This is a genomic window from Lutibaculum baratangense AMV1, from assembly GCF_000496075.1.
Classification (GTDB): Bacteria; Pseudomonadota; Alphaproteobacteria; order Rhizobiales; family Tepidamorphaceae; genus Lutibaculum; species Lutibaculum baratangense.
In genome coordinates this window covers 248,091-268,994 of the sequence record NZ_AWXZ01000040.1, presented here as the reverse complement: position 1 = coordinate 268,994, position 20,904 = coordinate 248,091, and the positions used below count along the sequence as shown (strand labels likewise).

General features: G+C 71.3%; 24 protein-coding genes. All 24 read right to left on the bottom strand.

The genetic code is table 11. From position 1 onward, the window contains the following. Positions 1 to 76: 76 nt before the first annotated feature. Positions 77 to 1,465, bottom strand: coding sequence for a coiled-coil domain-containing protein (locus tag N177_RS19055; RefSeq protein WP_023434058.1), 1,389 nt, complete (start codon positions 1,463 to 1,465; stop codon positions 77 to 79). Between the two features lie 112 nt (positions 1,466 to 1,577). Further along, on the bottom strand, positions 1,578 to 2,048 hold the full coding sequence (locus tag N177_RS19050; RefSeq protein ID WP_023434057.1) for a glycine zipper 2TM domain-containing protein: 471 nt from the start codon (positions 2,046 to 2,048) through the stop codon (positions 1,578 to 1,580). A 104-nt stretch (positions 2,049 to 2,152) separates the two neighbouring features. After that, positions 2,153 to 3,553: an ATP-binding protein gene (locus N177_RS19045; RefSeq protein ID WP_023434056.1), complete on the bottom strand. Its 1,401-nt coding sequence runs from the start codon at positions 3,551 to 3,553 to the stop codon at positions 2,153 to 2,155. Further along, positions 3,540 to 4,205: a response regulator transcription factor gene (locus N177_RS19040; RefSeq protein ID WP_023434055.1), complete on the bottom strand. Its 666-nt coding sequence runs from the start codon at positions 4,203 to 4,205 to the stop codon at positions 3,540 to 3,542. The genes N177_RS19045 and N177_RS19040 overlap by 14 nt, the downstream gene beginning before the upstream one ends. An 11-nt stretch (positions 4,206 to 4,216) precedes the next feature. Beyond that, complete coding sequence (locus N177_RS19035) at positions 4,217 to 4,489, bottom strand: hypothetical protein (RefSeq protein ID WP_023434054.1); 273 nt, start codon at positions 4,487 to 4,489, stop codon at positions 4,217 to 4,219. Between the two features lie 122 nt (positions 4,490 to 4,611). Further along, positions 4,612 to 4,785, bottom strand: coding sequence for a hypothetical protein (locus N177_RS21760; RefSeq protein ID WP_023434053.1), 174 nt, complete (start codon positions 4,783 to 4,785; stop codon positions 4,612 to 4,614). Beyond that, the gene (locus N177_RS19030) at positions 4,785 to 5,570 is read right to left on the bottom strand and encodes a glycoside hydrolase family 108 protein (RefSeq protein WP_023434052.1); all 786 of its coding nucleotides are present in this window, start codon (positions 5,568 to 5,570) and stop codon (positions 4,785 to 4,787) included. The genes N177_RS21760 and N177_RS19030 overlap by 1 nt, the downstream gene beginning before the upstream one ends. A gap of 106 nt (positions 5,571 to 5,676) precedes the next feature. After that, positions 5,677 to 7,338, bottom strand: a complete 1,662-nt coding sequence (locus N177_RS20805) for a DUF2793 domain-containing protein (RefSeq protein ID WP_023434051.1) — start codon at positions 7,336 to 7,338, stop codon at positions 5,677 to 5,679. A gap of 163 nt (positions 7,339 to 7,501) precedes the next feature. Then, positions 7,502 to 11,440 (bottom strand): baseplate multidomain protein megatron, encoded by a 3,939-nt coding sequence (locus N177_RS19020; RefSeq protein ID WP_023434050.1) that lies wholly within the window; start codon positions 11,438 to 11,440, stop codon positions 7,502 to 7,504. Between the two features lie 6 nt (positions 11,441 to 11,446). Beyond that, positions 11,447 to 11,878 carry an NlpC/P60 family protein gene (locus N177_RS19015; protein ID WP_023434049.1) on the bottom strand — a complete coding sequence of 144 codons (432 nt, stop codon included), beginning with the start codon at positions 11,876 to 11,878 and terminating at the stop codon, positions 11,447 to 11,449. Between the two features lie 79 nt (positions 11,879 to 11,957). Next, positions 11,958 to 12,836: a DUF2163 domain-containing protein gene (locus N177_RS19010; RefSeq protein WP_023434048.1), complete on the bottom strand. Its 879-nt coding sequence runs from the start codon at positions 12,834 to 12,836 to the stop codon at positions 11,958 to 11,960. Further along, entirely contained in the window at positions 12,833 to 13,459 is a 627-nt protein-coding gene (locus N177_RS19005) for a DUF2460 domain-containing protein (protein WP_040486179.1), read from the bottom strand. The genes N177_RS19010 and N177_RS19005 overlap by 4 nt, the downstream gene beginning before the upstream one ends. Positions 13,460 to 13,471: 12 nt before the next feature. Next, a complete protein-coding gene (locus N177_RS19000; RefSeq protein ID WP_023434046.1) occupies positions 13,472 to 14,032 on the bottom strand; it encodes a phage tail tape measure protein in 561 nt (186 codons plus the stop codon). Beyond that, positions 14,029 to 14,223, bottom strand: a complete 195-nt coding sequence (locus tag N177_RS18995; RefSeq protein WP_023434045.1) for a phage tail assembly chaperone — start codon at positions 14,221 to 14,223, stop codon at positions 14,029 to 14,031. The genes N177_RS19000 and N177_RS18995 overlap by 4 nt, the downstream gene beginning before the upstream one ends. Beyond that, a complete protein-coding gene (locus tag N177_RS18990) occupies positions 14,220 to 14,537 on the bottom strand; it encodes a gene transfer agent family protein (protein WP_023434044.1) in 318 nt (105 codons plus the stop codon). The genes N177_RS18995 and N177_RS18990 overlap by 4 nt, the downstream gene beginning before the upstream one ends. A gap of 10 nt (positions 14,538 to 14,547) precedes the next feature. Further along, complete coding sequence (locus tag N177_RS18985; protein WP_023434043.1) at positions 14,548 to 14,961, bottom strand: phage major tail protein, TP901-1 family; 414 nt, start codon at positions 14,959 to 14,961, stop codon at positions 14,548 to 14,550. A 123-nt stretch (positions 14,962 to 15,084) separates the two neighbouring features. Then, entirely contained in the window at positions 15,085 to 15,486 is a 402-nt protein-coding gene (locus tag N177_RS18980; protein ID WP_023434042.1) for a DUF3168 domain-containing protein, read from the bottom strand. After that, on the bottom strand, positions 15,483 to 15,806 hold the full coding sequence (locus tag N177_RS18975) for a phage head closure protein (protein ID WP_040486178.1): 324 nt from the start codon (positions 15,804 to 15,806) through the stop codon (positions 15,483 to 15,485). The genes N177_RS18980 and N177_RS18975 overlap by 4 nt, the downstream gene beginning before the upstream one ends. Continuing rightward, positions 15,803 to 16,369 carry a head-tail connector protein gene (locus N177_RS18970; RefSeq protein ID WP_023434040.1) on the bottom strand — a complete coding sequence of 189 codons (567 nt, stop codon included), beginning with the start codon at positions 16,367 to 16,369 and terminating at the stop codon, positions 15,803 to 15,805. The genes N177_RS18975 and N177_RS18970 overlap by 4 nt, the downstream gene beginning before the upstream one ends. Before the next feature lie 278 nt (positions 16,370 to 16,647). Continuing rightward, complete coding sequence (locus tag N177_RS18965; protein ID WP_023434039.1) at positions 16,648 to 17,181, bottom strand: helix-turn-helix transcriptional regulator; 534 nt, start codon at positions 17,179 to 17,181, stop codon at positions 16,648 to 16,650. Positions 17,182 to 17,561: 380 nt separating this feature from the next. Beyond that, entirely contained in the window at positions 17,562 to 18,827 is a 1,266-nt protein-coding gene (locus N177_RS18960) for a phage major capsid protein (protein ID WP_023434038.1), read from the bottom strand. Between the two features lie 35 nt (positions 18,828 to 18,862). After that, positions 18,863 to 19,438: an HK97 family phage prohead protease gene (locus N177_RS18955; RefSeq protein ID WP_023434037.1), complete on the bottom strand. Its 576-nt coding sequence runs from the start codon at positions 19,436 to 19,438 to the stop codon at positions 18,863 to 18,865. 100 nt (positions 19,439 to 19,538) lie between these two features. Continuing rightward, on the bottom strand, positions 19,539 to 19,733 hold the full coding sequence (locus N177_RS18950) for a hypothetical protein (RefSeq protein WP_023434036.1): 195 nt from the start codon (positions 19,731 to 19,733) through the stop codon (positions 19,539 to 19,541). Next, positions 19,734 to 20,900 (bottom strand): phage portal protein, encoded by a 1,167-nt coding sequence (locus N177_RS18945; RefSeq protein ID WP_023434035.1) that lies wholly within the window; start codon positions 20,898 to 20,900, stop codon positions 19,734 to 19,736. Positions 20,901 to 20,904: the final 4 nt, after the last annotated feature.

Here is a 20,904-nt window from a genome sequence, read left to right as displayed (position 1 = left end):
CAAAGCGTCGCAATCAGGTATTGTACCTAGAACGATTCCAGGTCAACCGATCGAGATCCGGACCTGGCTCCGGCCGTCAGACAGCCTGGGCCGTCGCCCGCGCCGCCGGATCTTCCGCCTCGTTCTCGGAGACGTCCTCGAGCGTGCCCGCGAGGATCGACATGATGGAGCGCAGCGCCTCGCGCCGGCGTCGCGCGTTCGGCGTCGCCCCGGCGGAGGGGCGGTCGCGCGTGGCACGGTGGAGCGTCTGCAGCAGCGTGTCGGTCTTCCGGAGAGCCTCGATCACGGCCGAGTTCAGGGCGATTTCGGACCGCATGGGCTTCGCGAGGACCATGAGGCGCGCGAGATAGAGCGCCCGGTCGACCGCCTCACCCGTCTGGGCGTCCTCCCGCTCGTCGCGCGGCGGCCTCACCGCACGCATGATCGTCTCGGGCGCTGTCGCGATCTCGCTCGACAGCGATACAGAGACGACGCGCCGCCGCTCGCCCAGCGCCGCGCGCCACGCGGGCGCCCGGTTCAGATCGATCGAGATGTGCAGCGCGCGGGCGATCCGGTGGAACCGCTTCAGCTCGCTCGACAGCGTGTCGAGCCGCTCCGGCAGGCCGACCGCGCGGTCTATCCGGGCGGTCGTGAAGTCGAGGTCGGCGAGCAGGATGTCGACGCAGCCTGCGAGGCGGCTGTTCGCCAGCCGGGCGCCGTCGTCGGTTTCCTCGGCCGTCGTCAGAACCGCAACGAGCGTCCTCGGGTCCGGCAGCTCGCGGTAGAGGCCCGCGAGCACGAGGGTCAACGGGTCGTCGTGCTCCGCCAGGACGCCGATCAGTGCGTCCACCGCCCTGTCGTCGACCTCCCCGCCCGCCGCCCGGACGATCTCCGCGACCCGCGCCCCGAGCGCCTCGAGCTCGGCCTCCCGCTCGAAGATCTCCGCGATCTCGGGAAGGTCGGCATAGGCGTGCTGGCCGCCGACCCTGAGCGTCAGCTTCTGGCGGAAGAGATCGGAGCGGCTGGCGGCTTCGGTCGCCTCGTGGATGGCCGCGGCGGCGTCGGCCCGCATGCCGCGCACCAGCGTCCCGGCCGTTGCCATGTCGCCCGCGAGATGCGCGGCGATGGCCCGGTCAGTGCGCTCGCCCCAGTTGTTCCACTCGGTCCGGAAGCTCAGCCACTTCCACAGCCCCTCGAGGCTGGCGCGGTGGATGAAGCCCGGATGCTTCGTCGTGCCGCGCTCGTCGACGAGGAATCTCTCGCAAGGGCGAAAGAAGATCAGTCGGGCGAACTGCAGGCCGCTCTCGGCGCGCAGGTCCGCCTCGAGGCCCGGCCGGAGAGCCTCGAGCACGATGGCGAGCTCCGCGCCCGAATCGCCTCGCGCGCCCGCCAGCGCGACTTGCTTGAGCAGGTCCAGGCGGCGGAACGACGAAAGACGATCGAGATAGGAACGTAGCCGGTCGATGGATTCCGGCCGGACCGCCATGCCGCACCCCGTCGGTTGGATCTGAACCTTTAATCCATCTCAAACGAAGATGGTTAACGCCCGGTTAGCCGGGCGCTCGCGGAAGCTGCGCCCGGCCGTCGCGGTCGAAGCCTCAGCCCACCGGGCTCCAGGTGCCGTTCGGATTGCGGCAGGCGGTGCCTTCGGCGACCTGCGGGCGACCCTCGATGTAGATCGTGTGGGTGTAGCTGCGGCAATCGACGCCGGCGCGCTGGTAGGCGGGTCCGGGGACCACCTCGCCATAGACGTTGCTGTTGGGGCTGCGCCACACGACCGGGCTGCCGGCGGGGCCGTACTGCAGCGCCTGGTACTCGGCCTCGTAGGCCCGCTGGCGCGCCTGCTCGTCGAGCGACTGGCCGATGCGGTTGCCGATGAGGCCGCCCGCGAGGATGCCCACGGCCGTCGCCGCCGCGCGGCCCGAGCCGGAGCCGAACTGGTTGCCGATCAGGCCGCCAGCCGTCGCGCCGATCAGCGTGCCCGCTGTTTCGTTCGGATTGTTGCAGCCGACGAGCGACAGCCCCCCGACGATCACGACCGCGAACTTGATGCTGTTCTTCACCTTCATTGCCCTCCTGGAGATCTCGAGCCTGCGCCAAGGTGTTAGCGCGATTTCGTGCCCGGCGACACCTCAGCCTGCCGATTCGGGCCGGAAGATGACGATCAAGCTCCTCATGCTCGCGGCAGGACGACCCTCGCCCGAAGCCCCCGCCCGGGGGCCTCCTCCAGCGTCAGGCTTCCTTCGTAGAGCTCGACCAGCTCGCTGACGATCGAGAGGCCGAGGCCCGAGCCCGGCCGCGACGTGTCGAGCCGCCGCCCGCGCTTCAGCGCCTCCTCGCGTTGCCCCGCGGCGAGGCCCGCGCCGTCGTCGTCGATGACGATCTCGATCTGTGACTGGCCGACGGGCCGCACCTCCACCCGCACCAGTGCCCGCGCCCATTTGCAGGCATTGTCGACGAGGTTCCCGAGGATCTCCTCGAGGTCCTGCTGCTCGCCCTGGAACCGCACCCGCTCCGGGCACTCGGCGACGACGCTGATGCCGCGGTCCTCGTGGATCCGTTCCATGGTGCGCGCGAGTGCGTCGAGCACCGGCTTCACCTCGATCGTGGCGCCGAGGACGCGGGTGCGACCCGCCATGCGGGCCCGCTCCAGGTAGAGGTCGAGCTGGTGGCGCATGATGGCACTCTGCTCGAGCACCTTGCCGGACAGCCTGCCGCCGTCGGCCCGCGCCTCGTTCATCAGCACCGAGAGCGGCGTCTTCAGGGCGTGCGCCAGGTTGCCGACATGGGTGCGGGCGCGTTCGATGATCTTCGTGTTCGCCGCCATCAGACCGTTCAGCTCGCGCACGAGCGGCATGATCTCCGGCGGATACTCGCCTTCGAGATGCGCCGCCTCGCCCTCGCGAATGGCCGAGAGGGCGAGCCTGAGCCGCCGCAGCGGCCTGAGGCCCACTCGCACCTGCGCGACGGAGATCGTCACGAGCCCGGCCCCCAGCACGGCGAAGACGATGATCAGCCGGTTGCGGAAGGCTGTGAGCTCCGCCTCGACGTCTCCGAGGTCGCCGGCGACGAGGAAGTTCAGGCGGTCGCCCGTCGTGTCGAAGATGACGACGCGCTCCACCGCCAGAAGGCTGCGGCCGCCGGGCCCCTCGATCACCGCGTCGCGGCGGAACTCGCGGTCGTAGGGCGCGTCCCGCGGAGGCGGCATCTCGAGCCGCGATCCCGCCAGCGAGGGAGAGCCGATGCCGGGCCCGGGAGAGCCCGCCACCTGCACCTGCCAGTACCAGCCGGATTGGAACGACGAGAAGCGCGGCTCGCCGAGATTGGGCGTCCCGCTGAGCAGGCCGCCCTCATTCTGCTCGACCGAGGCGACGAGGTTCAGGCTGTAGACGTCGAGCAGCGTCTGGAACCCCCGCTCGACCGTCGAGCGGTACCAGGTCGACAGGACGACGCCCGCGACGAGCAGCGCGAGGAGGCTCCAGCCGGTGGCGAGCAGGAACAGCCGGAAGGCGAGCGACGTGGCGTCCCATTTCTGGCGCCATCCTCGTGCGGCCGGCTCTTCAGCCTGCGCCATCGTTCATCCGGTACCCCAGGCCCCGCACCGTCTCGATCTGGTCGCCGGGGATCTTCTTTCTCAGCCGCCCCACGAACACCTCGATCGTGTTGGAATCCCGGTCGAAGTCCTGGTCGTAGAGGTGCTCCACGAGCTCCGTGCGGGAAACCACCCGGTCCTTGTGGTGCATGAGGTAGGACAGGAGCCGGTACTCGAGCGAGGTCAGCTTCACGGGGTTGCCGTCGACGGAGACGCGCGAGGAGCGCGTGTCGAGACGCACCGGCCCGCAGGCGATCTCGCTCGTGGCGTGCCCCGCCGCGCGGCGCAGGAGCGCGCGGACGCGGGCCAGCACCTCTTCCATGTGGAAGGGCTTCGCGACATAGTCGTCGGCGCCCGCGTCGATGCCGGCGACCTTGTCGCTCCAGCGGTCGCGCGCCGTCAGGATCAAGACCGGCATGTTGCGGCCCGCCTCGCGCCACGCCTCGAGCACGCGCAGCCCGTCCATGCCCGGCAGGCCGATGTCGAGCACCACCGCGTCGTAGGGCTCGGTGTCGCCGAGAAAGTGGCCTTCCTCGCCGTCTGCCGCCGTGTCGACGGCATAGCCCGCCTCCTTCAGCGCGCCGGCGAGCTGGCGGTTCAGATCCGGATCGTCCTCCACCACGAGAACACGCATGAGGGACCTTCCTAGCGGGCGGGAACGACGATCTGGCGGCGCACGGGCGGCGAGCCGGGCTTGCGGATGAGGATCGTCACCACGCAGACCTGCTGGCCGCCCCGGTTCGTGAGCTGCGGCGAGCCGATCACCTCTCCGCCCTGCCGGGCGGCTTCGGCGGCGGCGTGGGCGCAGCTCCCCGACGCCTGCACGAACAGCGACGGCGGCAATTCGGGCGGTGCGGCCGCAGCCAGCAGGACCGGCAGCGGCGCGACGCAGATGAGGCGGCGGATGAGGCGTTTCATGAGCGCCTTTGTAGATGAAGAGGGCTGAACCGCGGATGAATGACGCGCCGCCGCCCGGAAAGAATGCCCGCGCGGCCGGCTTTGATCAATGGAGCCGCGGCCTGCCCCGTTCCACGACGGGTCTAGGCCCGCTTCTCGTTCGCGAAATACCACACGGACGCCGCCGTCAGCGCGTTGAGGACGAGCGTGACGACGACGTCCTCCTGTTGCGTCAGGTCGATGCCGGTGTGGTCCTTCACGAAGATGAGCGCCAGGCCCACGAGGCACGCCACGAGCTTGCGGTGGTTCGACAGCATCACACCTCCTCCCGGTACGTGACGAGCGACCTCATCGCGGCCGCTGCCTGCCGCCGGCCACGGCTCCGCAGCGCGAAGAGCACGCACAGGGCGACGAGCAGGAGCGTGGCGATCCCGAGGCCGGCCATCGCGGCCCAGTCGGTCCCCGCGATCTGCTCGCCCGCCACCGCGCCGCCACCGCCCGCCGTGCCTGCCGCGGCCGCCCTGCCGGCGTCAGCCCGAGCGGCCCCCTCGACGCCGGCGGCGTCGGCCTGGACTTTCGCCGGCGAGGCGCCCGCCATCAGGAGCGCCTCGGCCCTGATCTCGCCGACCCGGCGCCCCCAGCCCCGGCCGAAGACGTGCCAGGTCTTCAGCCCCTGGAGGAAGGCGAGGCGCCTGTCGGTCGCCTTCCTGATCACGGTCGCCGCATCCGCCGCGCGAAGCGCGCCGAGGGTCAGCGGGCCGATGATCCCGTCCCCGCGCGCGCCGCAGGCGGCCTGCGTCCATTTCGCGCCGCGCGCTGGCCCGGAATTCACCGCCGCGTCGTAGGTCACGAGGTCGACCCCCGCCGGCAGGTCGTCGCCGCGCACCGCGTCCCAGTAGGTCCGGCGGTAGATCGGCCGCACGGCCTCCGGCGTCAGCGCCTTCACCTCCGCCTTCGTCGCCGGCCGGCCGAGCCAGGCCGACAGCGTCCGGATCGTGATGCCGAGATTGGTCGCTCCGCCGGGGTCGGCGGGATGGTCGACATAGCCGCCCTCGTGCCTCAGCGTCGCGCCGAAGCACTGCGGCCAGTTGCTGGCTGCCATCGGGATCTCCCTTTGAAGACATGAAAAAGCCCGCCGGGCGGGATGCCGGCGGGCTGTGTGGTCCTGCCTCGTGCGTCCTCGGCCGGCCCCGGCCGGCTCGCCCGCATCAGCTCCTGTAGGGGTATGAGTGGGCGGAGACGCTGGTCATCGCCCTGTTGCCGGTGCCGGTGAGGCCGACGGCGCAGAAGAGGCCGAGCTCGCCCGCCCAGGCGAGGCCGAACCAGCCGTTGTCGGCGGCGCTCGTCCGGGCCGTCCAGGCGATGCCGTCCGGCGAGGTCATCACCCGGTTGCCTGTGCCGCTGTCGGAGACGGCGGCGAAGAGGCCGATCTCCGGCGCCCAGGCGACGGCGCGCCAGTTGTTGTCGGCGGCGCTCGTGCGCGCCGTCCACGTCACCCCGTCGGGGCTCGTGGTCACGCGGTTACCGGTTCCGACGATGGCGACGGCGACGAACAGGCCGAGCTCCGGCGACCAGCACACGGCCCGAAGCGTGTTGCCGGTCGGGTTCGTGTGCAGCGCCCAGTTGATGCCGTCGGGCGAGGTCATGACGTTGTCGGAGACGGCGTTCGCGGCGACCGAGCAGAAGAGCCCGAGGTCGGCTGCCCAGCACACGCTGTACCAGGCGCGATTGAGGCCGGGCGTCGCGTGGGCCGTCCAGTTGACGCCGTCCTGCGAGGTCATCACCCGGCTGCTGCCCGACGAGGCGACGGCGCAGAAGAGGCCCCGCTCGGCCGACCAGCACACGGACTGCCAGTCGTTGTCGGCGCCGCTCGTCCGGATCGTCCAGGTCACGCCGTCCGGCGAGGTCATCACCCGGTTGCCGGTGCCGCTCGCCGCGACCGCCGCGAACAGGCGCAGCTCGGGCGACCACGCGACCGACGTCCAGTTGTTGTCGGCCGCGCTCGTGCGTGCCGTCCAAGCGATGCCGTCCGGCGAGGTCATCACCCGGTTGCCGGTGCCGGTGATCGCGACGGCGCAGAAGAGTCCGAGGTCGCCCGCCCAGGCCACGGAGATCCAGTTGTTGTCCGCGGCGCTCGTCGAGGCGACCCAGGCGCTCGAGGTCACGTGCCGCCGCTGCGGCACGTTCGGGCTGCGGACGTAAGCTCGCTTGCCGAGCCGCAGCCGGCCGGAGTGGCGGTTCACCCGCAGCGCCTCCCGCCACGCCGCCCCGTCGCCCGAGACCTTCAGCGACAGGTCGTCGTCGCCGATCAGGCCGAGCTCTGCGCGGCCCGACCAGTTCGACTGGAGGAGGAAGGAGAGGACGTCGCCCGCACCCTCCTTGTTGAGCGTGTAGCGCAAGCTCCCGTCCCCGCCCTCGCTTGATGTCAGCGCCGTCCAGAGCGCCTTGTTCAGCTTCGCCGCGAACGGGTTCGTCGCGTCGGCCGTCGTGCCGATGCCGAGACGGGTCAGGTTCTGCAGGACGGAGATGACCTCGCCGAACACCGTCCACTGCGAGCCGGTCCAGTAGAGAAGCTGTGCCTCGTCGACGACGAAGGCGGCCCATCCGGGGCGCGGCTGGACGAACGACCACGCGCCGTCCACGACTATGGCGACCTCGTTCTCGTGCCCCGCCCACGCTCCCGTCGCGCTCGGCCCCACGATGTAGCGGTCGCCGTCATCCGGCGCGGCCGGCGGCTCGGCGAGGTCGCGGTCGAGGACGGCGAGCTGCACAACCGCGTCGAGGATCCGCAGCGCCTCGTTGTGCGTCACGTGCTTCTGCGCCTGGCTCGCCGCGATCTCCGGCAGGCCGAGATTGGGTGTGTCCGCCATTTCATCCTTCCTTCTCGGGAATTCGGCGCAAGCCGCTCTGGGCCCCGGATCAGGTCCGGGGCACGCCGTGCCCATGGCACCGCCTCGGCCCCAACCTCGGCGTGTCCCGGCCCCCGAGCCGGGACCCAGGGGCCGCCCGACGGGCCTTGCCTATCGACGAGCCTCAGGGAACCGAAGTGGTGCTGGCGGCGATGCCGGGCCCAGCCGCGTTCGTCTGGACGACCCGCCAGTCGAGCGTGTCGACCGGCGCGCCGAAGTCCGCCGCCTGCTGCGCCGCCGTGTAGACGGCCGCCGGCGCCGCGGCGTGAAGCGTCCGCACCACCGCCCCGCCGTCGAGGACCCCGACCTCGTAGGCCTCCGCCTCCTCGCCGAGCGGCACCTCGGCGTTGTCCCAGCTGTCGCCGCCGCGCCGTGTCCGCCGCACCCAGGAGAGCGTGATGTCCCCGCCCGGCCCTCGCCTGGCCTTCAGATGCACCGGCGCGAGCGGCCGCCGCGCCTTGCCCGTGATCGTGTGCTCGAGCGGCAGATAGCTCGTGTCCGTCACCGGCCGCCGCGCCGGCCCGGCCCGCCAGTTCAGAGGCAGGCCGACGAGCGCCGGGGGAATGCGCGGCTGGCTGAGCGAGCCGTCGAGCACGACGACCCGCGCCGCCGCCGCGACCGGGTCCCGCATCGCGTGCTCGGTGCCCCGCTGACCGCGCAGGAGGCTCGTCAGCCGGTAGGTGCGGGGCGCAATGAGTTCCGCATCGCGGAACTGCACCACCTCCCACTCGCCGTCCGCATTTTCGACGGCAATCGCGTTCGCCCCGTTCAGCACCTGGATCTCGCTCGCCGAGGTGAGGATGCCGGAGGTCAGCGTCACCTGGAGCGCGTTCACCCGGTCCCATCGCCAGGCGGGGCCGCTGTGGAAGTCGGCGGCGAGCTCGCCGAGCCGCACCGGCGCGCCGAGCACGCTGTCGAGCGCGAAGCCCTCTGCTTCCGGCGAGCGGTAGAGCGCGACGCCGCCCGCCCAGGGCGAGGCATAGGCCCCGACATAGCCGCGCCAGTCGTCGTCGCCGTCGCGCAGCAGAGGCCCGTCGAGGAAGACGAGCGCCGGCGGCCCGAGCACCGACTGGTCCGTCCTCGCGCCCGAGCGCGCCGGCGCGGCGATCCCGCCCGAGAGGCCCGCTTGCGTCCGCACGAGCTCGGCCCGCCGCCCGAGCCCGTCGGTGATCCCGGCGATGCGCCAGGTCTCGTTGCCGGCCTCCGCGAAGCGGATCACGTCGCCCGGATCGAGCGCGATCAGCGAGGGCGGCAGCGTCATCGTCAGCCCCTCGCGGCCGACCCAGGCCTCGCGCAGGAGCGTCTCGGCGATCGCCCGCGCCCGGTCCTCGCCCAGCATGCAGGGCAGGCTCACCTCGCGCACGGCGCGGGAGCCGCCGGTCGTCCGCCGCGCCTCGACCCCGCCCGGCTGGTCGTCGCTCGCGAACTCGCCGTAGGCGATCTTCACGACCGCCGGCAGCTCCGTCTCCTGCGCCCGGACCTTGCGCCAGGGCTCGGCCTCGCCCTCTTCCACGAGATCCCCAGCCTCGAGCACGACCCGGGGCGCGGCGCCCTCGCGGGAGCGGACGCGGATCTTCCCCTCGCTCTCGACGGCGGCGAAGAGATAGGCGGGCTCCAGCGCCTCGAGCGCCGCCCGCGCGCTCATCACCTGGTCGAGCACCACCCCGTCGACGACGCCCGCCATCGGCTCGAGCGCGACGTCGCCCTCGACGCCGTACATGCGCGCGATCTCCTCGACCGCCTCCGCCGCGGGCGCCGCGCCGAGCCTTCCCGAGATCCAGTGGCCGAGCGTCCAGTTCGGCCCGTCCGCCCATTGCGCGTCGTCGAGCGGGAAGGAGGGCGGCACCCGCGCGTCCCACGTCCAGACGGCGATGTTGCCGGGATCGATCATCGGCCCGCCGTAGACGGTCGAGAGCGGATTGTTCTCCGCCTCCTCCCAGTAGCCGATCATCGCCTCGAGATAGGCCCGCTGCATCGCGTCGTCGCGCGCGCCGGACGAGAAGTGCGGCAGGAAGCTCTCGGAGGACTTCGGGTCCCAGAAGACGTTCGGCTGGTTCGCGCCCTTGTCGGCCGCCGGGCACCCGACCTCCGTGAACCAGACGGGCTTCGATTGCGGCACCCAGGCCGTCGCGCCCGCCTGCCTCGCGCCACCCGGCCGGTCGTGGTGCGCGTTCGCCCACCAGTTGCGGATATCCTTGTTGCGGAAGACCCAGTGCTCGCCATGCGCGGTGTCGGCGATGGAGGTCCGCGCCTGCGCCTCCCGGTCGGCCGGGCTCGCATAGAACCAGTCGTAATACTCGCCGCCCTCGACGTTCGCGCGGAGATAGTCGCGGTCGTAGATCGTCGTCGGCCCGTCCGGATCGAAGTCGAGATGCTCCGTGCCGTCGCGCCAGTCGGCGAGCGGCAGGTAGTTGTCGATCCCGACGAAGTCGATGTTGTCGTCGGCCCAGAGCGGATCGAGGTGGAAGAAGACGTCGCCCGAGCCGTCGCCCGGCCGGTGGCTGTGATACTCCGACCAGTCCGCCGCGTAGCCGATCTTCACGCCGGGCCCGAGGATCGTCCGCGCCTCCGCCGCCAGACCTCTGAGCGCCTCGACGAAGGGATAGGTGGAAGCGCCCGAGCGCACCGTCGTCATCCCCACCATCTCCGAGCCGATCGCGAAGGCGTCCGCCCCGCCCGCCTTCGCGAGCGTCGCCATGTGCAGGATGAAGCGGCTGTAGCTCTTCTCGCCGCCGCCATAGAGGACGGTGACCCCGAGCCAGGTGAACTGGCCGGCCGTCGCGCTGCCCATGAAGGCTGCGACCTGGCTCGCGGCATCCGCCGTCCTGTCGGGCGATCCGGCGAAGCCCGGCGCCGGCGAGCAGGTGATGCGGCCGCGCCAGGGATAGGCCGGCTGCCCCACCGCCGCCGCCTCGTCGGAATAGGGGTCCGGCCGGGTGTTGCCGGCGGGCACGTCCATCATCACGAAGGGATAGACGAGCACGCGGTAGCCGCGGGCTTTCAGCTCCTTTATCGCCTGCACCACCGTGATATCGCTCGGGCTGCCGCCATAGGCGGGCGTGCCGTCATGGCTCGACACGACCGGCGTGAAGAGCCGGAGCTGGCCGCCGACGAGCCAGGGATAGAGGATCGAGCCCTCCGAGCGCGTCACCTTCAGCCAGGTCTCGACCTTCGGCACGATCTCGCAAGCCCCGCACCTCAAGTCCGTGCCGAACCAGGCGACGACGAGCGTCACCGTCTCGACGTTCGGCGCCAGCGCCTCGAGCATGTCGAGCGAGGCCTCGAACGAGGATCCCGGCAGCTTCGTGTGGCGGTTCTCGATGCGGCTCTCGCCCTGCGCGAACACCTTCGTGATGATCGACGTCGAGTAGCCGAACTCCGTCGCGCCGGGGATGATCGAGACGCCGCGGATCCGGCTCTCGAGCCGCCCGACGGGCCGGAAGATCTCCGCCGTCACCATCGGGATACGGTTGCCGTAATCCTCGAGCGGCAGCCGCTCGAAGACGAGATAGGCGATGCCGCGATAGGAAGGCACCTCGCCCGCCCCCTCCTTCGCGACGATCAGCGAGTCCGGCGCCTGGTCCTCCGTCCCCAGGTGCCGGCGGATCGTCACGAGCTCCTGGTCGACCTCCTTGCCGTCGGCCCAGATGCGCCCGATCCGCGCCACCGGCCCCTCGCAGAAGGCGACGGCGAAGTTCGCGTAATAGAGATAGGTCTCGGTCCTGACCGTCGTGCCGCCGCCGCCGAGGCCCTTGCCGCCGCCGACCTCCTGCTCCTCGACGACCACCTCCTCCTCGAACCTGGTCGCCCAGATCATCTGCCCGCCGATCCGCGCCCGGCCGATCACCCGGTTCACCGCCGCCCCTTCGGTCGAGGTCGTGATCTGCACGTTCGTCAGCCGGTGCCCGGCGACCGTCTGCGTGCCGCCGCCCGGCATCAGGATCGTGCGGTCGACGGCATAGCCCGCGAGCCCGCCGAGCGCCCGGCCGACGAGGCCGCCGAAGGGTCCCGCGAGCGCCGTGCCGATCGCGCCGCCGACGGAGGAGAGGACGAGCGTCGCCATGTCGGGTCACTCCACGCCGGGAAAGGAGAAGACGGCCGCGATCCGGCCGCGCCAGAAGGGATCGAGCGGCACCTCCGCCACGACGGCCCGCTCCGTCGCGTGGACGAAGGTCGCTTCCCCCGTGAGGATGCCGGCATGCTTCGCGATCCCCCGCCGCATGCGGAAGACGAGCACGTCGCCCGGCTCCCGCTCGGAGACCGCCCGTTCGACGAGATGCGCCCGCGCGCTATCGAGCATCGTCTCGACCCCCGTCACGTCGCCCCAGTCCTTCGTGTAGGCCGGCACCGCCACCGGCTCCGGCCCATAGAAGGCCCGCCACACCCCGCGCACGAGGCCGAAGCAGTCGCACCCCGCGCCCCGGCGCGACGCCTGGTGGTGATACGGCGTGCCGATCCACCCCCGCGCCTCCGCGACCAGCGCGGCCCGCGTCGGCGCCACCCAGCACGCACTGCCCGTTTCCCGGGCTTGACCCGGGATCCAGGGGCCGCCCGCCGCAGCGCCGGCTTCTCCCGGCGCCTCAGTTGAAGAACGAGCCGCCATCGTGCTCTCCGCTCTCGCCGGCGACATAGCCGAAGGCGCGGTCGTTGCCCGGCATGTGCGGGAAGCCGCGGAAGTTCATCAGGTTGTCGAACCGGTCCCGGCAGGTCGCCATCGTCTTGTCGCAGCCGGGGAAGACGTCGAACGCATCGCCCGGCTCGACCCCATGCGCCGTCCGCTCCCACAGTTCGAGCACCGCGACCGTCCCGGCCCGGTGCGCCCGGACCTCGGCCTGGAGCCCCGCATTCGCCCCGCTTGTCCAGACGAGCCGCCCGTGCCGGAACCGGCCGCCGTCGAAGGCCGCAAGCCCCTCGCAGCGCAGGAGCCTGTCGTCGCTCGACGACAGGACCGTTCCCGCGGCGGCCGACACCGCCGCCTTGCACCTGCCGTCGCCGAGATCGGCGTCGCACATCCTCTGGAAGGTCCGCCCCTGCGCCTGCTCGAGCCGGTGCGCGAGGCCGCGCATCTCGGCGGTGAAGGCGAGCGCCGAGCGGCGGATCTCGCCGATCGAGCCCTTGCGCATCAGCACGCGCTGCTCGGGCGCGGCCCAGTTCACCCGCCAGATCTCGACGTCGGCCCCGTCATAGAGCCCGCCGCGGATGTCGCCCTCCTCGATCCGGTCAGAGGACAAGGCGCCGGCCACGTCGAGATTGTCGACCGACAGCCCCAGGCTCGACTGCACCTCGCTCGCCGTGAACCCGGATTCCGCCTCGTAGCTCACGCCGCCGAAGACCACCGGCCGGTCGTGGTCGGTGAAGCCCATCGTGACGCCGTCCGTGCGCGTCAGCTTCCAGCACCAGCAGAGCGTCGTCACGCCGCCCGCCAGATGCGCGGCGAGCTCCGGCGACAGCGTCTTCATGGCCTGATCTCCACGAGCGGGATCGACGGGATCTCCCCGTGCTCGAAATGCGGCAGCACCACCTCGATCCGGTCGGTGTCGAAGCGCACCGGCACGTCGAACTCGAAGCCCGCGCTCACCGCCACGCCCTCGTCCGGCGCCGTCTCGAAGGTCACGAGCCCCGTCGTCTCGTCGACCGACCAGCCGGAGCCCTGCGCCACCCCGTCGAGCGCCACGACCACCGTGCCGGAAACGGGCTTCGAGATCGTCCGCACCCACGGCGCAAGGCCCGCGCCATAGGTCTTCACGAGCTTGAATTCCGTGGTGCCGTCGTCGCCCTCCCCCAGCACCTGGTCGGTCGCGGCGGGCGTCCCCCGCGGCGCGCACGACTTGAAGTCGGCCCAGTCCTTGAACCGGAAGCCGTGCCCGCGCCCGCGCCTCTCCTCGAAGAAGGCGATGACGGCGTGCAGGTCGTCGACGCCCTTCAGCCCGTAGCCCGCATTGTAGCGCCGCCGCGAATCCGCCCAGCGCATGTTGCGCTCCTCGTGGCCCGACCCCAGCGTCACCACGTCCGTCCGCCGCTCCGGCCCGCCAGATGCGCCGCGGGAGATGGCAGGCGGAAATCGCACCTCGTGAAATGTCATGCCGCCGCCCCCCTAGAGGTTCCGCCGCCCGCGCGCCGCAGCCCGCGCCAGCAGCGCCTGGATCTGGCCCTCGGCCGCACGGAACGAGCCGGCATCCGGGCTCGTCACGTTGAAGTTGATCGTCACCGCCCCACCCGCGCCCGCCTGCACGCCGAGCCGGCCGTCCGCCCCGCGCGCCAGCGGCAGCACGGCTTCAGGCCCCGCCTCGCCCATCACGCCGCGCCGTCCGCCCGACAGGCCGAACAGCGTCGGCTGGCTCACCACCTCGCCACCGCTGAACGCCCCGCCCCTCGCGAAGGGCAGCGCCCCGCCGACGAGCCCCAGGATCCCCGCCGACAGCGACTGCTCCAGCGGTTTCAGCGCCGCGTCGAGCGCCAGCCGCGACAGCCTCAGCGCCAGCTCCCGCAGCACGTCGCCGAACGCCTTGCCTTTCAGGATCGCCCCCTCGAAGGCGCCGCCGATCGCCGTGCCGAAGCGGTCCGCGAGCCTGGTCGCCGCCACGAGATCGGCCTCGAACGCGCTCAGATCCGCGCGCACCGGCACGGTCAGCTCGTCGTCCTCGAACGGGTTCATGCCTCGCCTCCATCGGGAAACCGCGCCATCAGCGCCTGAAGCTCGCTCCGGCCCGGCGGCCCCGCCTCCTGCGGCCGCAGCGCTCGAAGCGCCATCGCCACCTCGCGCGGCGTCATCGCCCACACCTCGCGCGCCGGCAGCCGCAGCGCCGCCACGGCGAGGCCGGCGAGCCGCTCGACGTCGCCCCTCATGCCTCGCCGCCCTCGAAGGTCGCCTCGAGCAGTTGCCCGACGAGGCGCACGAAGCCCGCCGCCCCGCCGTCGATCCGCATCGCCGCCACCTCGTCGTCGCCGACTGCCTGGCCTGCGCCGCGCAAGCCCGCGCCGATCACGGCGATCGCCTCGCGCGCCTTCAGCCGCCCCTCGCCGAAGCGCCGCGCCAGGGCGCCGAGATCGTCCGCCTTCAGCGCCGTCTCGAGCTCCGCCAGCGCGCCGAGCGTCAGGCACAGCGTCCGCCTCTCCCCGTCGAGCACCGCCTCGACCTCGCCCCGCAGCCGGTTCGCCATCTCGTCCTCCTCAGATCGCGGTGAAGCCCATCGCGCCGGCCGATTCGAGCGCGATGTCGAAGGTCAGCTCAGCGTCGTGGCGCGCGCCGAACTCGAGGCTCGCGATCTGGAAAGGCCCCTCGATCCGCCCGAAATCGGGGATCGTCACCTGCCAGTCGCGGATCGTGCCGTCGAAGAAGCACTGGCGGATCGCGGCGTCCGACGCCTGGTCCTTGAAGATGCCGGCGCCCGAGATGGCGCAGCGCCTGATGCCGCCGCCGTCGAGAAGCTCCCGCCACTGCCCCGCCGAGGCGATGTCGGTGATGTCGATCGTCTGGGCGTTGAAGACGAGCGTCCGCGTCCTCAAGCCCGCGACCGTCACGAAGCCGCCGTCCCCGTCCGCGTCGACCTTCAACAGAAGGTCCCGCCCCCGTTGAGCCGTCATGTCGATGTCCTCATGGGTTGGTTGGATGTGCCTGTCCGCCGCCCCCTCGGCGTGCCCCGGGCTTGACCCGGGGCCCAGGGGCCACACGGGGATAGGCCCCTGATCGCCGGGTTCCGGCCCCGCTCAGGCGGGCTCCGTGAACGCCACGAGCCGCACCCGGCCGCGCCAGGTCTTCCCGTCGGCCTCGCGGCGCGCGTCGGCCCCGGTCACCCTGAGGTCGACGAGCGCGTGCCCCGCCACGGCGAGATCCGCCCCGTGGAGCGCGGCGATCAGCGCGGCATTGATCTCGTGGATCTCGCGCCGCCCGCCTTTGCGCGACCAGGAGAGAAGCGTCGCGCGGTGCTCCTCCCCGTCCTCGCTCGCCGTGTCCCAGGGCAGCGTCGTGAAGTCGCCGAGCGCGACATGGGGAAGGCCCGCGTTCTGCGGCGCCCCGTCATGCACCGCGTCGCCCACGAGCCCCGCGAGCACGGCATCCGCACGGAGCGTCGCGATCACCGCCGTCTGAAGCGCAAGCGCCGCACTCATGGCGAAACCTCCTCGCAGGTGAGTTCGAGATACCGGTGCCGCTCCTCGAGATCGCGGATGCCCCGGATCTCCAGCACCCGCGTGCCGAGCACGAAGCGCATCCGGTGCGTCACGCCCGCCCGGTGCCGGATCGTCACGCGGTGCGTCACGGCGGCTTCCAATCGCTCCGCCGTCAGCCGCTCGACCGCCGACAGCGGCTCGACCCGCGCCCACAGCGTCGTCACGAGGTTCCAGCTCGCCGTCGTCCCGCCCGAGCCGTCATCCGCCGTGACCGGCGCCTCCAGCCGCACCCGGTGCCTCAAGCGTCCGATGCCGCTCACAGCGCCAGCGCCCGGTAGGGCGCCGTCAGCGCCCGCACCGCCTCCGGCACCTCGCTGACCGCCCCGAACGCCACCGGCTCGCGGGTCTCGTGCCACTGCGCCACGAGCTGCAGGATCGCCAGCCGCAGGCCCTCCGGCACGTCGGCCGGATCGGGGCCGTAGCCGGCCGTCAGGTCGATCTCGATGCCGTTGAAGGCCGCAGTCGGCTCCATCGCCTCGCGCACATAGATCCGCGCCGGAAACGACACCGCGTCCGCCAGCCACTCCGTCTCCGGCAGCACCGTCGGGTCGCCCGCGTCGTCGTAGACCATGATCTGGTCGACGCTGCGGACGGGCGAGAGCGGGATCTCGATCCTGCGCCGCGGCGGCCAGCCGTCGAGCACCAGGCGCCACCCCTGGCTCATGAGCACCCGCCTGGTCGCCGCCTCGACGTGAAGCCGCGCCGCCGCGATCAGCGTGCCGATCAGCACGTCCTCGTCGTCCGTCTCGACCTTGAGAAACGCCTTCGCCTCGGCGAGCGAGACCGGCTCCGCCGCAGGCGGGTTCACGAGAAAGAGCGTCATGAGATGGCTCCGGAAAACGAAAAGGCCCCGCCGAGGATCGACGGGGCCAGTGCAGGCAGGGAGGTTTCAGGAGAACCGTGATGTCCTACGCGGCCTGTGCCGCGCCGGATCCTACGTGGTCTTCGTCGACCCCGACGCGGCTCGACCGCGCTCGGCGAGCGCGCAGCCCAGTTTCACCACGCGCTCGGTGTTTCGCCTCGGAAACGTGGGCCCAACGAAGAACCCCGCTGGAGGCGGAGCCCGGAATCGTCATGGAGACTGGCGTCCAAGCTTGGCCGCTAGAGGGCCGCCTCACATTCGCGGGCACGCACTTTCAGGCTCTTTCTCAAGTCCGCGAGGCCGCCAGTGCCGAGAGCGTCATTGACGGCCTTGACCACTTGGGCCTCGATCACCTCGTCTCGGCTCAACTTCTTCTGCGAATAGAGCCACCTGGACACGGTAACCCAGTCCCAGAGCGGGCTCCCCGAGGTCACGCGAGCCACCGGGCCCGGGAAACCGCTGGCGCGCTGCCCCTTGGCATACTGCGTCACTGCGGCTCTCGTCAGCCCGGTGCGCGAGGCGATCTCCGTCAGGCTGACCAGAGGGTCGGGCTCCACGCGCTCGACCGTCGCGCCGGCCGCAAGGACATTTTCGATGGCCGAGGAGATCGCTTCCTCGATCGAGGAAGCCTCGCGGGCGAAGTCGACGATGATGCGCCCCCTCTGGAACGAGACGAGAGCATCGTCGCAACCAGCATCGTAGAAGCGGGCTTCGAACTGCTCGTCGCTCGGATCCAGACCCGACGCGATGATGGAAAACTCATACGTTCTCATCTTCCGACCCGTTCTCGTCGTGGGGGCATCGATCGACGGCTCGACGAATCTGCCTGGCGTGGGCGCCGCCGTTACGAGGCGTGCCGTTCACCCCGATCTGGCACCCGTCGCGTTCGGCATGCGCGCAGAACAGTCGGCCCCAATGGCCCATCTTGCGCCACGTCCATCCACGCGATTCGGCGTACCTGACGGCCTCCTCGACATCCTTGTCCGGATGGCGCGGTCTATTCATCGCATGCCCTGAAGATGGTATTTCTGTTAACAGATGTCAACGCAGATGGACTGTTCGAGAGTGCTCTTCGTTTCGCCCTGGATCGCCCCGCACAGGCCGCGGGCAGTCTACCACCCGCGGCCCGCTTTTCGCATCTTCGCTGTCGGCCTCAGCTTGCCGCGAACTTCATCAGCTTGATCGCGTCGAAGTCCTGCACGCCGCCGGCCACGCGCTTCGTCGCGTAGAACAGCACGTAGGGCTTCGCCGAATACGGATCGCGCAGGATCCTGACGCCCAGCCGGTCGACGATCAGGTAGCCCCGGCGGAAATCGCCGAAGGCGATCGCCGTCTCGTCCGCGCCGATATCCGGCATGTCCTCGGCTTCCGTTACGGGAAAGCCCATCAGACTCGCCGTGCCGCCCGCCGTCGCCGCCGGCTGCCAGATATAGTTGCCGTCGCCGTCCTTGAACTTGCGGATCGCCCCTTGCGTCTTCCGGTTCATCACGAAATGCGCGTTCTGCCGGTAGCCCGACTTCAGCGCGTAGATCAGGTCGATCAGCCTGTCCGAGGGGTTCGACGCCGGGAAGGCGCCCGCCGCCCCGGTGGCGACATGGCCGATCTTCCCCCAGGCCCAGGAGCCTTCCGCCGCCGTGTCGTAGGAGAGGAAGCCGGTCGGCTTGTTCGCGCCGTCGCCGGTCACGAAAGCCGTGCCTTCCTGTTCCGCGAAGGCCGTCTGCACCTCCTCGGCGATCCAGCGGTCGAGGTCGACGGCACTGTCGTCGAGCAGCGTCTGCGTCGCCGCCGGCATGGCGTAGAGCTCCATCGCCGGGAAGCTCAGTTCGTCGAGCGTCGGCGTCGTCGTCTGCGGCCGGCTCGCCGTCTCGCCGACCCAGCCCGACTGGAAGCCCGTCGTCGAGAACGGCTTCCTGTAGGTCGAGGCGCTCATCTGCCTCACGTCGGCGATGGCCCGGATCGGCGAGGCCTGCGACAGGAGCCGGCCGATCTCGGCCTCCGTCTCCTCCGGCACGAGATAGCCGCCGTCCGGGTTCGAGGCGACCGACATCGCCTTCGCCTCGAGCCGCGCGAGCTCGCCGTCGGCGCCGCGCCTGACATAGGCCTCGAAGGCCGCCTTGTGCTGCAGGCTCGCCTGCGAGACGTCGCGCCCCTCGCCCTGAAGCGCCGGCCGCTTCGCCTTCAGCACCAGCCCGTCGACCACCCTCTGGTGCTCGTCGAGCGCCCGGTTGATGCGCTCCATCTTCTCGACCGTCACCACGTCGGCCGACATGCGCGTCTCGATCTGGCCGAGCCGCTCGTCGTTCGTCTCCTTGAAGGCCTCGAAGGCCCTCAGGAAATCGTCGAACGCCTCGCCGATCTCGCCCCTGCCGGCCCCGCCCGCCGCCTTGATCTCCGGCGCGAGCCCGTTCGTCATGCCCATCCTCAAGATCCTCTCGTCATGAAGGAAAACGTCCGTCACATCGCCCGCCGCAGCGCCGCCGCGGCACGTCTGATCGCCGCCTCGTCGCCGGGGCCGCGGGCCCAGGGCGAGCGCTTCACCTGGCCCACCCGCGCCTCGTCGAGCATCGGGAAGGTCACCACCGAGATCTCCCAGAGGTCGACCTCGAGGAGATGCCTCAGGCCCGTCCGCCGGTCGCGCCTGGCGCGGATCGTGCGGAAGCCGATCGACAGCCCGTCGAGGCCGCCCTCGCGCATCAGCGCCAGGACCTCGCGGGCGCGCATGACCTCCGGCGTCAGCCGCCCCGCGACCTTCAGGCCGCGGCGGTCCTCCGCGATCGAAATCCACACGCCGATCGGCTCGGAAGGCTCGTGCTGCCACAGCATCCTGATGCGCGAAGGCCCCCGCTTCCTCAGGCTCGCCGCGAAGGCGCCGGGCTCGATCACGTCGCCCGACAGGTCGGCCTTGCCGAACAGGCTCGCATAGCCCTCGAACGTGCCGTCCTCCGTCACCTCCTCGAGCGCGACCGGCGCCCGCTTCGTCTCGCGCGCCAGGGCATCCGCCGCCGCGCGTTCGACGCCCTCGCCGCTCATCCCCGCCTCCGCGCCACGAACTCCGCCACGTGCTCGGCAAACTCTCGGAACACGGCGCGATGGTCGCGCCGGCCCCTGCCCACCACCTCGATCAGCCACGTCATCCCTCTCTCCCGTCCCGTCGGAACATCGCATTCAGCCGCGCGATCTCGGTCACGAAGTCGTTGAAGCGGCGGTTGCAGGCCGCGAGCTCCTTCAGCGTCCAGACGAGCAGACCGCTCGTCCCGCTCGCCCACAGGAAGAGCGCGAGATGGGCGAGGTCGCCGCGCTCGATCACGCTCTGAAGCGCGTCCATTCACCCGCCCTCCCGAATGCCGTAGCCGACTGCCTGCCGCTTCTCGTCGTCCGACAGGAAGTCGGCGGCGCTCACCCGGCGCCACAGCGACTCCCGGTCCTCGGCGAGCGCGTGCACCGCGTCGAGGTCGTGCGCGAGGTCGAGCGTGCCGAAGCCGGGCGCCAGCCACTGCGCGATCCCCCGCGCCACCCGGCTCGCCATCGGCAGCACGGTCTGGCGCCACAGCGTGCGGTTCGCCTCGCGGTAGTTCGCATAGGTGTTGTCGCCGGGGATCCCGAGCAGCATCGGCGGCACGCCGAAGGCGAGCGCGATCTCGCGCGCCGCGCCGTTCTTTGCCTCCATGAAGTCCATGTCCTTCGGCGCGAGCCCCATCGCGCGCCAGTCGAGCCCGCCCTCGAGCAACAGCGGCCGGCCGGCATTGCGGGCGCCTGCGAACTGCTCCTCGAGCTCGGCCTTCAGCCGCTCGTACTGCTCCCTCGCGAGAAGCCCGTTCTCGGCCGTGTAGACGAGCGCGCCCGAGGGCCTCGCCGCGTTGTCGAGCAGCGCCTTGTTCCAGGCCGACGCGGCATTGTGCACGTCGAGCGCCACCTGCGCCGCCTCGAGCGGCGACAGCCCGTAATGGTCGTCGGTCGGGTGGAAGAGCGTCAGGTGCAATATCGGCGCCTGCCGCCCGCTTTGCTCGAAGCGGATCTTCCGCCCGCCGACGTCGTATTCGTAGGCCTCCGGCCAGCCGTCGGCGCCCGGCACGACGCGCATCCGGTCGGGCCTCAGCGCGTGGAGCTCGCGCACCTCGCCGCCGGCCTCCACGGCCTCGAGGTAGGCGTTGCCGGCGAGCATGAGGTGGCCGTAGACCGCCTCCATCAGCTCCCCGCCCGACTGCCTCGCATTCGGCCGCGCCAAGAGGTCGAGCAGCGGATGCGCCTCGATCTCGCTGCCGCCCTCGCTCAGGAGCCAGGGCAGCGACGCCGCCGCCTCCGAGACGATCCGCACCGCCCGGTAGACGACGGCGTTCCGCTGGTAGCCCTCGCGCGCCAGCGCCCGGTAGTCGCGCGGCGTCCATTGCGGCCGCCCGGCCGAATGCAGCGCCACGAGCCGCGCCGCGGCCGAGGCCTTCGCCTCCGGCGCACGCCCCCACAGCCGCCGCACCGCGTCGGTGAAACCTGCCATTGAT

Bases quoted from the DNA above. Each gene is read 5' to 3' on its own strand.
- N177_RS21760 (WP_023434053.1), bottom strand. From the start codon at position 4,785: ATGCTGTCGAACCACCGCAAGCTCGTGGCGTGCCTCGTGGGCCTGGCG.
- N177_RS19045 (WP_023434056.1), bottom strand. From the start codon at position 3,553: ATGGCGCAGGCTGAAGAGCCGGCCGCACGAGGATGGCGCCAGAAATGG.
- N177_RS18950 (WP_023434036.1), bottom strand. From the start codon at position 19,733: ATGGACGCGCTTCAGAGCGTGATCGAGCGCGGCGACCTCGCCCATCTC.
- N177_RS18960 (WP_023434038.1), bottom strand. From the start codon at position 18,827: ATGGGCATGACGAACGGGCTCGCGCCGGAGATCAAGGCGGCGGGCGGG.
- N177_RS18995 (WP_023434045.1), bottom strand. From the start codon at position 14,223: ATGAGGGGCGACGTCGAGCGGCTCGCCGGCCTCGCCGTGGCGGCGCTG.
- N177_RS18985 (WP_023434043.1), bottom strand. From the start codon at position 14,961: ATGACGGCTCAACGGGGGCGGGACCTTCTGTTGAAGGTCGACGCGGAC.
- N177_RS19030 (WP_023434052.1), bottom strand. From the start codon at position 5,570: ATGGCAGCCAGCAACTGGCCGCAGTGCTTCGGCGCGACGCTGAGGCAC.
- N177_RS18970 (WP_023434040.1), bottom strand. From the start codon at position 16,369: ATGACGCTCTTTCTCGTGAACCCGCCTGCGGCGGAGCCGGTCTCGCTC.
- N177_RS18965 (WP_023434039.1), bottom strand. From the start codon at position 17,181: ATGAGAACGTATGAGTTTTCCATCATCGCGTCGGGTCTGGATCCGAGC.
- N177_RS18945 (WP_023434035.1), bottom strand. From the start codon at position 20,900: ATGGCAGGTTTCACCGACGCGGTGCGGCGGCTGTGGGGGCGTGCGCCG.
- N177_RS19000 (WP_023434046.1), bottom strand. From the start codon at position 14,032: ATGAACCCGTTCGAGGACGACGAGCTGACCGTGCCGGTGCGCGCGGAT.
- N177_RS19035 (WP_023434054.1), bottom strand. From the start codon at position 4,489: ATGAAACGCCTCATCCGCCGCCTCATCTGCGTCGCGCCGCTGCCGGTC.
- N177_RS19055 (WP_023434058.1), bottom strand. From the start codon at position 1,465: ATGGCGGTCCGGCCGGAATCCATCGACCGGCTACGTTCCTATCTCGAT.
- N177_RS19010 (WP_023434048.1), bottom strand. From the start codon at position 12,836: ATGAAGACGCTGTCGCCGGAGCTCGCCGCGCATCTGGCGGGCGGCGTG.
- N177_RS18980 (WP_023434042.1), bottom strand. From the start codon at position 15,486: ATGAGTGCGGCGCTTGCGCTTCAGACGGCGGTGATCGCGACGCTCCGT.
- N177_RS19005 (WP_040486179.1), bottom strand. From the start codon at position 13,459: ATGACATTTCACGAGGTGCGATTTCCGCCTGCCATCTCCCGCGGCGCA.
- N177_RS19020 (WP_023434050.1), bottom strand. From the start codon at position 11,440: ATGGCGACGCTCGTCCTCTCCTCCGTCGGCGGCGCGATCGGCACGGCG.
- N177_RS18990 (WP_023434044.1), bottom strand. From the start codon at position 14,537: ATGGCGAACCGGCTGCGGGGCGAGGTCGAGGCGGTGCTCGACGGGGAG.
- N177_RS19040 (WP_023434055.1), bottom strand. From the start codon at position 4,205: ATGCGTGTTCTCGTGGTGGAGGACGATCCGGATCTGAACCGCCAGCTC.
- N177_RS19050 (WP_023434057.1), bottom strand. From the start codon at position 2,048: ATGAAGGTGAAGAACAGCATCAAGTTCGCGGTCGTGATCGTCGGGGGG.
- N177_RS20805 (WP_023434051.1), bottom strand. From the start codon at position 7,338: ATGGCGGACACACCCAATCTCGGCCTGCCGGAGATCGCGGCGAGCCAG.
- N177_RS18955 (WP_023434037.1), bottom strand. From the start codon at position 19,438: ATGAGCGGCGAGGGCGTCGAACGCGCGGCGGCGGATGCCCTGGCGCGC.